Annotated in this window: 9 protein-coding genes and 1 pseudogene; 5 read left to right on the top strand and 5 right to left on the bottom strand. The window is 72.0% G+C overall.

From position 1 onward, the window contains the following. The first annotated feature begins 462 nt into the window (after positions 1-462). The 4 genes from AC156L_RS26700 to AC156L_RS26685 all read left to right on the top strand — a co-directional run bounded on the left by AC156L_RS26700 (position 463) and on the right by AC156L_RS26685 (position 3,164). On the top strand, positions 463-654 hold the full coding sequence (locus AC156L_RS26700) for a hypothetical protein (protein ID WP_330874054.1): 192 nt from the start codon (positions 463-465) through the stop codon (positions 652-654). A gap of 109 nt (positions 655-763) precedes the next feature. Then, positions 764-1,435, top strand: a complete 672-nt coding sequence (locus AC156L_RS26695) for a TetR/AcrR family transcriptional regulator (RefSeq protein ID WP_330874055.1) — start codon at positions 764-766, stop codon at positions 1,433-1,435. Between the two features lie 81 nt (positions 1,436-1,516). Further along, positions 1,517-2,245, top strand: coding sequence for an SDR family oxidoreductase (locus AC156L_RS26690; protein WP_330874056.1), 729 nt, complete (start codon positions 1,517-1,519; stop codon positions 2,243-2,245). A 28-nt stretch (positions 2,246-2,273) separates the two neighbouring features. After that, positions 2,274-3,164: an SDR family NAD(P)-dependent oxidoreductase gene (locus AC156L_RS26685; RefSeq protein ID WP_330874057.1), complete on the top strand. Its 891-nt coding sequence runs from the start codon at positions 2,274-2,276 to the stop codon at positions 3,162-3,164. 54 nt (positions 3,165-3,218) lie between these two features. On the opposite strand, the gene AC156L_RS26680 is transcribed toward AC156L_RS26685, so the two are convergent. From AC156L_RS26680 to AC156L_RS26670, 3 genes are all read right to left on the bottom strand, one after another. After that, positions 3,219-3,677, bottom strand: a complete 459-nt coding sequence (locus AC156L_RS26680) for a hypothetical protein (RefSeq protein WP_330874058.1) — start codon at positions 3,675-3,677, stop codon at positions 3,219-3,221. Positions 3,678-3,685: 8 nt separating this feature from the next. Beyond that, a complete protein-coding gene (locus AC156L_RS26675; RefSeq protein WP_330874059.1) occupies positions 3,686-5,374 on the bottom strand; it encodes a PHP domain-containing protein in 1,689 nt (562 codons plus the stop codon). 110 nt (positions 5,375-5,484) lie between these two features. After that, positions 5,485-6,357: an alpha/beta fold hydrolase gene (locus tag AC156L_RS26670; protein WP_330874060.1), complete on the bottom strand. Its 873-nt coding sequence runs from the start codon at positions 6,355-6,357 to the stop codon at positions 5,485-5,487. Positions 6,358-6,596: 239 nt separating this feature from the next. Here AC156L_RS26670 and AC156L_RS26665 point away from each other — a divergent pair, with 239 nt between their 5' ends. Further along, the gene (locus AC156L_RS26665) at positions 6,597-7,739 is read left to right on the top strand and encodes an alginate lyase family protein (protein ID WP_484407354.1); all 1,143 of its coding nucleotides are present in this window, start codon (positions 6,597-6,599) and stop codon (positions 7,737-7,739) included. On the opposite strand, the gene AC156L_RS26660 is transcribed toward AC156L_RS26665, so the two are convergent. Together AC156L_RS26660 and AC156L_RS26655 are read right to left on the bottom strand one after the other, a co-directional pair. Beyond that, entirely contained in the window at positions 7,696-8,481 is a 786-nt protein-coding gene (locus AC156L_RS26660) for an isocitrate lyase/PEP mutase family protein (protein ID WP_330874062.1), read from the bottom strand. The two genes, AC156L_RS26665 and AC156L_RS26660, sit on opposite strands and share 44 nt — an antisense overlap. Then, a pseudogene (locus AC156L_RS26655) lies at positions 8,478-9,053 on the bottom strand (isocitrate lyase/PEP mutase family protein); the annotation flags it as partial. The pseudogene AC156L_RS26655 and the gene AC156L_RS26660, both read right to left, overlap by 4 nt.

Raw genomic sequence — 9,053 nt, 5'->3', positions numbered from 1 at the left:
GGGTGGGGTGAGGCGGTGCGGTGAACTCCCCCCCCCGCTCGGTTCAGTGTCTCCATGCCCCGTTTCCCTTGTCAAGGCTGGAAAGATGCCTTGACAAGGGAAACGGGACATGAGGATTGGGAAAGCGGGGGGGTGGTTGGGGAGGGTGAGCCTTCCAAAACCCCTGGAACGGTGCGGTGGCGTCGCTGGTCCCGATTTCGGGAAGTAGTTGGCAGCGGGTGGACCGGCGCGGTGGGATTGCTGGTCCCGATTTCGGGAAGTGTTGGCAGTGGGCAGGTAGGTGGTGCTTTGCGTTCGGCCCTCGCCGGCTGGCGGGTCGCCAGCCCGCCGCTCTGCGGTTCCGCGGTCATCTCCTGCCCGCCTCACAACGGACGCCTCCTGGAAGGGCCTGACTCCGTCTCCGCAGGGCGCGCCCGCCCGTTCGGTGGCCAAGAGGGTTCGTGCGGCGATGACATCCCGATCATGACTCTCGTCGCAACCGGTACAGGTTCGCCGCTGCTGGCCTACTCCCAGTCGTCCGATTCGACGTCTCCGCACTTCAGCGACCAGACGACGCCGTACTCGCGGAAGCAGTGGGCGACCGAGCGCTTCTGCGAGCGGGACGTCCTCGCCTCACCGGAGCTGAGGGTCGTGCGGGTCCGCCAGGGCCGCTGACCCGGCGCACGAGGGCCGTCCCCGCACGTCGGGGACGACCCTCGCGGTGTTATCGACGCTTCCACAGTTACGGTAGCGTCGATACGATTCCCGTGTTAGCGTTGCTTCCATGAGCACGAGAGCACGGATTCTCGAAGCAGCGGCCGAGCTGCTCGCCGAATCGCCGATCGCGGACGTGTCGACCAGGGCGGTCTGCGAAGCCGCCGGTGTCGGCGCCCCCGCGCTGTACCGGCAGTTCGGCGACAAGGAGGGCCTGCTCTCAGCGGTCGTGGACCACGGCTTCGAGAAGTACCTGGCGGGCAAGCGGGCCGCGGTCCCCTCGTCCGACCCGGTGCGGGACCTGCGGGACGGCTGGGACTCCCACGTGGCGTTCGCGCTGGAGAACCCGAGCTACTACCGGCTGATGTACTCCCCCACCGTCAGCGGCACGCCCGCCGCGGCCGTCGAGGCCCACCGGCTGCTGCTGGAGGTGCTGGAGCGCTGCGCCGCCGCGGGCAGGCTGAGCGTCTCGCCCGAGGTGGCCGCGCAGATGGTCATGTCGGCCAACACCGGCGTCGCGCTCGTGCTCATCACCCGGCGCGACCTGTACGGCCGGGACGTCTCCACCCGCGTCCGGGACGCGATCCACGCGGCCATCCTCGTGCCCACCGGCGAGGCGGCGAGCCACGACGGCGGTTCGGCCTCGGCCCTCGGTGTCCGGCTGCGCCGGACACCGCCGGAGGAGCTGACGGCGGCCGAGACGGGCGTGCTGCGGGAGTGGCTGACCCGCCTCACCGACTGACCCACCGAGAACCCAGCAGCACCAGCGGTCGTCGCACGCGGCGACGACCGGCGCTACCCCACACCCAGGAGGAGAAGGACCATGAGCAAGCGCGTCGCGATCATCACCGGTGGCTCCCGCGGCATCGGCCGGGACACCGCCGAGCGACTCGGCCGGGAGGGCTTCGCGGTCGTCGTCAACTACGCCGGGAACGAGACCGAGGCGAGGGCCGCCGTGGACGCCATCACCGGCGCGGGCGGCGACGCCATCGCGGTCAGGGCGGACGTGGCCGAGGTCGACCAGGTGAGCGCGCTGTTCGACGCGGCCGAGTCCGCGTTCGGCGGGGTCGACGTGGTCGTCCACGCGGCGGGCACCATGTACCTGTCGGCCGTGGCGGACATCGACTTCGACGCACTGGACCGCATGCACCGCACCAACGTCCGCGGCACGTTCGTGGTCGGCCAGCAGGCCGCCCGCCGGGTGCGCGGGGGTGGCGCGATCATCACGTTCTCCACGTCGGTGCTCGGGCTCCGGGCGCCCACCTACGCCCCGTACGCCGCGACCAAGGGCGCCGTCGAGGCCATCACGATGATCCTCGCCAAGGAGCTGCGCGGCCGGGACATCACGGTCAACACCGTCGCCCCCGGCCCGACCGCCACCGCCCTGTTCCTGGACGGCAAGGACGAGGAGACCATCGCGAACCTCGCGAAGGCCGCCCCGCTGGAGCGCCTCGGCCAGCCGTCCGACCACGCCGACCTCGTGGCGTTCCTCGCAGGTCCCGCCCGCTGGATCAACGGCCAGACCATCCGCTCCAACGGCGGCATCGTCTGACCCCCACCGTCTCGAAAGGACACACGTCGTGAGCGAGGTAGTCCTGATCACCGGCGCGTCCAGCGGCATCGGCGAGCTGACCGCCAAGGCGCTCGCCCGCGCGGGCCACACCGTGCACGCCGGGATGCGGAGCACCAACGACCGCAACGCCCCCAAGGTCGAGGAGTACGCGAGGTTCTCGGCTGAGCACGGCGTCGACCTGCGGTCGGTCGAGCTGGACGTCTCCAGCCAGGCGTCGGCCGACGCCGCCGTCGCCGCCGTGCACGCCGCCCACGGGCGGATCGACGTGCTGATGCACAACGCGGGCCACATGGTCACCGGCCCGACCGAGGCGTTCACGCCCGAGGAGATGGCGCGGGTGTACGACACCAACGTGCTCGGCGCGCAGCGGGTGAACCGCGCGGCGCTGCCGCTGCTCCGCGCCCAGGGCCGCGGCCTGCTCCTGTGGACCGGCAGCACCAGCACCCGTGGCGGCACGCCGCCCTACCTGGGGCCGTACTTCGCCGCCAAGGCCGCGGTGGACGCCGTCGCCGTGAGCTGCGCGGCCGAGGTCGCCCGCTTCGGGATCGAGACCGCGATCATCGTGCCGGGCGCGTTCACCACGGGCACCAACCACTTCCCGAACAGCGGCCGTCCTGCCGACCGGGCCACGGTCGCCGCGTACGAGACGCGCTACGCCGGGCTCGCGGAGCAGGTGTCGGAGCGGCTCGCCGCCCTCGCGCCGGACTCCGACGTGTCAGCCGTCGCGGACGCCGTCGTCGAGGTGGTGGGGAAGCCCTTCGGCACCAGGCCGTTCCGCACGCACGTCGACCCGGCGAACGACGGGTCGGAGGAGGTCTCCGCCGTGGCGGACCGGATCAGGGTGGAGTTCCTGGAGCGCATCGGCCTCGGCGACCTGCTCACCCCCGCGCGGACCTAGCCGTTGCGAGCGCCTCGTGGCCGGTCAGGACGCTGACCGGCCACGAGGCGCTCGTCAGTGCGCTCCCCCGCAGCACTCGTGCGGCTGCTCGACCTCCGCGGGCTGGAACACCCCGCCCGCGGCGGGTTCGACCAGCAGCACCAGCAGCCCGTCGCGGTACCGCGGCCGGACGAACCCGGCGGTGTCCACGCGCGTGTCGGGCGTGACCGAGGCCCCGATGCCGACCACCTGGTCGATCGCCGTGGCCTCGACGATCTCCGCGACGTGGTGCACACCGACCAGGCTCGACTGGCCGGGGAACCGCGCGCAGCGCCCCTCTGCGGGCGGGTCGACCTCGGTGCCGGGCGCGAGCCCGCCGGTGATCCTGGCGAACACCACCGTCGCGGCCACCGGGTCGCCGCGCTCGACGTGCGTCAGCACGAGGTCGGCCGCCACACCGGCCCTGTCCAGCGCGGACAGCACCTCGCGGTCGAAGTGCGCGCCCACCGAGGTGAACTCCGGAACCAGTCGCACCCAGCGCACTAGACCACGTCCACGAACACCGGGTTGGCGTAGAACCAGAGGTCGTTCCACGGTTCCGCGTCGCCGACGACGTCCATGACGGGTCCGCCGTCCGCGGTGAGCCGCTTGCCGTCGGACCCGCGCACGCGCAGGTAGAACGAGCCGGGGACGTCGCGGAACACGTGGGTGAACCTCGACCGGTTCTTGCTGACCTCGAACGACTTCACCACGGTCGTGCCCGGCGCGGACAGCGCGTCCCGGTCGCTGACCGGGCCGGTGACCGGACCCGCGACGAGGTCGAGCTTCGCCAGCTTCGGCACCGCGCCGGCGAAGTTCGGGCCTCCGGCACCGGTCACCTCGATGGTGACCTCGACCGAGCCACCGCGCTTCACGAAGGTGCGACCGCCCAGCGTGACGCCCTGCTCGTCGCCCTCGCCGAGCGCTCGCACGCGCAGGTCGAGACCGTCGATCAGCCTGCCGTGCACCGCGATCACCCTGCCCGCCTGGAGGCCGCGCATCACGTCCGCGTAGGACCGGGAGCGCGACCCGACGACGGTCTGGCTGTAGAAGCCGGGGAAGAAGTCGCCGAACCCGGACTGCTTCACGCCGGAGTCGACCGGCGCGCCCCTGCTGCCGGTCTTGTCGTGGTCCTGCGGGCCGGGCGTGAGCGTGTCGTTGAAGACCTGGTGCACGTCGGAGGTCGACGTGATCCACCACGGCCTGCCCTCGGCCAGCATCGAGTCCCAGAGACCGCCGACCTTCGCGGTCATCCAGTCGAACCCGCCGTAGGTGCGGTACGGGTTCTCGGTCGCGGTGGGCGCGTAGCCGGGGTGGCTGTCGACGCCGGGCGACGAGTCGTAGTAGCCGCGAGCGCCGCCGCGACCGCCCGAGGCCTTCGAGATGCCCGCGGCCTGGTGGCCGGGCGCTCCCTCCATGCCCACGGCCACGCCGGGTGCCGCGTCGCGCCAGCCGCGCAGCTCGTGCGGGCTGTCGACGCCGCGCCGCGACGGGTGGTTGGCGAACATCAGGGCGATCTCGGTCCGTCCACTGAGGACCTGCGCTTCCAGGTACCGCAGCGCGGCGAGCGCGTACGGCTCGCCGTCGGCGGACGTGGAGCGGGTGATCAGGCCCCTGCCGCCGTTGGCGACCGAGGTGGACAGGATGCCGCCGTCGTACCCGGCCTCGAACGCGCGCAGGATGTCGACGGTGCCGCGGCCCGGCGGGAGGAACACCGTCGCGTGCTCGGCGCCGGGGATGTTCCACTCCAGGCCCTGGTAGACCAGGATGTCGCGGTTCGACCGGCGGGCCTTCTCGATGTCCGGCGCGACCTGGTCGATGGAGAGCTTCTGGTGCGCCACCCCGCCGTGGTCGGTGATGACCATCCAGTCCAGCCCGTGCTTGCGGGCCTCGGCGACCTGCTGGGAGACCGTGTACTGGCCGTCGCCGGAGTACTGGGTGTGGATGTGGTGGTCGCCCGCGTACCAGCGCTGGGGCGCGCCCCACCGGTTCGTCGGCCGGGGCGTCGCCGCGGCGGTGCCCGCGCCCGTGCTCGCCAGCGCGGCGCCGCCGACGGCGACGCCGAGTCCGGCGAGGAACCTCCGGCGGGCGACCGCGATGGGGCGGTCGTCCGCCGGGTCCTGCCAGCTGCCCTCGACGGGTTCTACCTCGTGGTGGTGGTGCTCGTGGCCATCGTGGTGGTGGTGCGACATGTCCTGGGCTCACCGTTCGCGGGTCGGCAGCTACGTCGTCGCGGAGTATGTCCAGGCAGGGACCCTGACAACGTGGGACAACCGGTGAACAGCCGATGAACCCTCACGTCCTACCGCGCGCGCTTCGCGTTGGCGGTCACCGCCTCCACGACGGTCGGCCACACGTCGAGCGGGAGGTCGTGCGCCATGCCGTCGACGATGATCAGCTCGGCGTCCGGGATCGCCGCCGCCGTGGCCTCACCGCCGGACCGGTGCACCAGCGGGTCGTGCGAACCGTGGATCACGAGGGCGGGCGCGGTCACCCCGCGCAGACCCTCGGTCCGGTCGGGCGACGCCACGATCGCGGCCAGCTGCCGCAGCGTGCTCATCGGCCGGTTCGACCGGTCGTAGCTCGCCGCGATCCGCTCGCGCACCGCGTCCTCGTCCGCCTCGAAGCCCGGCGATCGGGTCATCCGCGACGCGGCCAGGCGCTGTTCGACGACCTCCTCGCGGGTCGCGGCGGCGGGCTGGCCGAACGTCGCCACGATCTCCGGCCTGCCCTGGCCGACGCTCTTGTCGCCGGTGGTCGACATGATCGAGCACAGGCTGAGCACGCGCTCCGGGTGGTCGATGACGGCCTGCTGGACGATCATGCCGCCCATCGACGCGCCGACCAGGTGCGCCCGCTCGATCCCGAGGGCGTCGAGCAGCCCGACGAGGTCGGCCGCCATGTCGGACATCAGGTAGGGCGCGGTCGAGGTGTCACCGGCGGCGAGGGCGGCGAAGTCCGGCACCGGCAGGTGCGCCAGCTCGGTCGAGAGGCCGATGTCCCGGTTGTCGAACCGGACGACGTGGAACCCCTGGTCGACGAACAGCCCGCACAGCCGGACGTCCCAGTTGATCATCTGGGCGCCCAGCCCCATCACCAGGACCAGCGCCGGGTCGGCCGGGTCGCCGAAGGTGTCGTACTCGAGTTCGAGGTCCTGGAACTTCACTCTTGGCATGCGTGGCGGCCTTTCCCCAATTCAAATGTTCACATGGATGAATAATCTTAGTCTGACCGGTCGTGCATATAGCGGGTAAAAAATTTCCGGTACTGGAAAACATTGACCTAACTGGTCTGGACCATCGACACTGGCGGTCTCCCCAACCCCTGCGAGGAGACCCGATGACCCCTTCACCCTTGCGCGCGAAACTCGTCGTAGCAGCCCTTTCCGCCCTGCTCACGGTAGCTGGGACACAGGTGGCGACAGCAGCCGCTCCCGCTCCGGCCGGTGACGTGACGATCGCGGCCCCCGCGACCTTCACCCACCCCGGAGTGCTCGTCAGCAGGCCGCAACTGGAGTTCATGCGCACCAAGGTGCTCGCGAACGCGCAGCCGTGGAAAGCCGCTTACGACCAGATGATGGGGAGCAAGTACGCGTCCCTGACCCGCACTCCGAAGCCGCGAGCGGTCGTCGAATGCGGTTCCTACTCGAACCCGAACCACGGCTGCACCGACGAGCGCGAGGACGCCATCGCGGCGTACACCCTGTCGCTCGCCTGGTACGTCACGAAGGACGCCCGCTACGCCGACAAGGCGATCCAGATCATGGACGCGTGGTCCCCGGTCATCAAGGACCACACCAACAGCAACGCCCGGCTCCAGACGGCGTGGTCCGGGTCGTCGTGGCCCAAGGCCGCCGAGATCATCCGCTACACCTACACCGGCTGGCCCGCGGCGAACGCGACCCGGTTCGCGACGATGCTGCGCACCGTCTACCTGCCGGAGATCCAGGCGGGCCTGGCGAACACCAACGGCAACTGGGAACTCAGCATGATGGAGGCCTCGATCGGCATCGCGGTCTTCCTGGAGGACAAGGCGGCCTACGACAAGGCCGTCTCGATCTTCCGCACCAGGCTGCCCGCGTACGTCTACCTGACCAGCGACGGCGCCCTGCCCAAGACCCCGCCGGGCAGCGGCATCGACACCCGCGCCGAGATCGTGAGCTACTGGCACGACCAGTCCACGTTCCAGGACGGCGTCAGCCAGGAGACGTGCCGCGACTTCACCCACACCGGCTACGGCCTCGCCGCCGCCGCGCACATCGCGGAGACGGCCCACCACCAGGGCCAGGACCTGTGGGGCGAGAACCAGGACCGGATGCGCCACGCGTACGGCCTGCACGCCCGCTACCAGCTGGAGGCGATGCCGTCCTGGCTGTGCGGCGGCACCCGCAAGCAGAACCTCGGCCCGACGACCGAGGTGGCGTTCAACGCGCTGAACACCCGGCTGGGCATCGGGATGGCCAACACCCAGCGCTACACCGAGCAGCAGCGCCCGCAGGGCACCGACAACCTGTTCATCGCCTGGGAAACCCTGACGCACGCCCAGAACCCGGCGTAGTCAGCGCGACCACGTCGGCGTAGGTCGGCACGCCGTCCGCGACAGCCCCACCGTCGCGGACGGCGTTCGCCGCCTCGACCGCGGCGTGCAGCGCGGCCCGGAAGAGCAGCGAGCCCGTGCTGATCCGCCGAACCCCCAGTTCCGCCAACCGCTGAACGCCCAGCGCGGGCACGTGCAGCACGTTCAGCGGCACGTCGACGGCGGCCACCACCGCCGCGATGTCCTCCTCCAGCACCAGTCCCGGCACGAACACCCCGTCGGCCCCCGCGTCGCGGTACCGCAGCGCCCGGTCCACAGTGGACTCTTGCCGCACCCCGAGCCAGTGGGTGTCCACGCGGGCGTTGACGAACAGCCCCGGCCCGCCCTCCCGGACCGCGCGCACCACCCCGGCGTGCTCCTCGGGGTCGGCCAGCACCCCTCCCGGCCGCCCGTCCTCCACGTTCACGCCCGCGACGCCCAGCTCGGCCAGTTCCGCCGCCAGTTCCCGGACGTCGCCCCCGAAACCGGACTCGACGTCCACCGTCACCGGGACCGGCAGCCCGACGATCCGCCGGGCCAGGGCCACCGTCTCGTCCCGCGTGGCGCCCTCGCCGTCCGGCAGCCCGGCGGCGGCGGCCACGCCGAGGCTGGTCGTCCCGATCGCCGCGAACCCGGCGGCGCACAGCGCGGCGGCGGACGCGAAGTCCCAGGCGTTGGGCAGCACCAGCGGCCGGTCGGCGTGGTGCAGGTCGTGGAACGTCACCGGGTCAGTCCTTCCGCGATGGCGAGCGCGTGCCGCTCGCCGGGACAGGCGTGCGCGCCGAGCCCGAAGGGGTGGTCGGTCAGGTCGACCTCGACCACCGCGCCGTCGGGCGTGACGCGGCGGGTCGTGGGCACGGGCGGGTGGACCCCGGCGACCAGGGCGGCCGTGGCCGCGCACGCCTGCACCAGCAGGCCGATCCGGTTGGCGGTGACCTCGTCGTACCCGCCGCACGCGGCGACCAGCCGGGCCAGCGCCTCGTCGGCCTCGTCGGTGATCACCTCGTGGGGCTGGTAGCAGCGGGCCACCACCTCGACGTCCGCCGCGTCCACCGGCAGCCCGAGGGCCTCGGCCAGCACGTCCACGGCGGTGCCGCGCCCGCGCGAGGCCGACTCCCGCAACGCCTCCGGGTCGATTCCCGCCAGCTCGGCCTCGACCAGCGCCCGGCGCCGCGCGTGCGCGGCCCCCTCGCTGAACCGGACGACGGAGGCCCGCAGCCACGCCACGCCGTCGGCGGCGTCGGGCACGGACGGGACGGTGCGGCTCAGGTCGGTCACCATGCCCGAGACGGTAGG

Source organism: Umezawaea sp., assembly GCF_057122925.1.
The sequence above is the reverse complement of the archived record's forward strand: the minus strand, read 5'-3'. Positions and strand labels throughout refer to the sequence as shown.

Coding starts and splice junctions, on each gene's coding strand:
- AC156L_RS26700 (WP_330874054.1), top strand. CDS start 463: ATGACTCTCGTCGCAACCGGTACAGGTTCGCCGCTGCTGGCCTACTCC.
- AC156L_RS26695 (WP_330874055.1), top strand. CDS start 764: ATGAGCACGAGAGCACGGATTCTCGAAGCAGCGGCCGAGCTGCTCGCC.
- AC156L_RS26690 (WP_330874056.1), top strand. CDS start 1,517: ATGAGCAAGCGCGTCGCGATCATCACCGGTGGCTCCCGCGGCATCGGC.
- AC156L_RS26675 (WP_330874059.1), bottom strand. CDS start 5,374: ATGTCGCACCACCACCACGATGGCCACGAGCACCACCACCACGAGGTA.
- AC156L_RS26670 (WP_330874060.1), bottom strand. CDS start 6,357: ATGCCAAGAGTGAAGTTCCAGGACCTCGAACTCGAGTACGACACCTTC.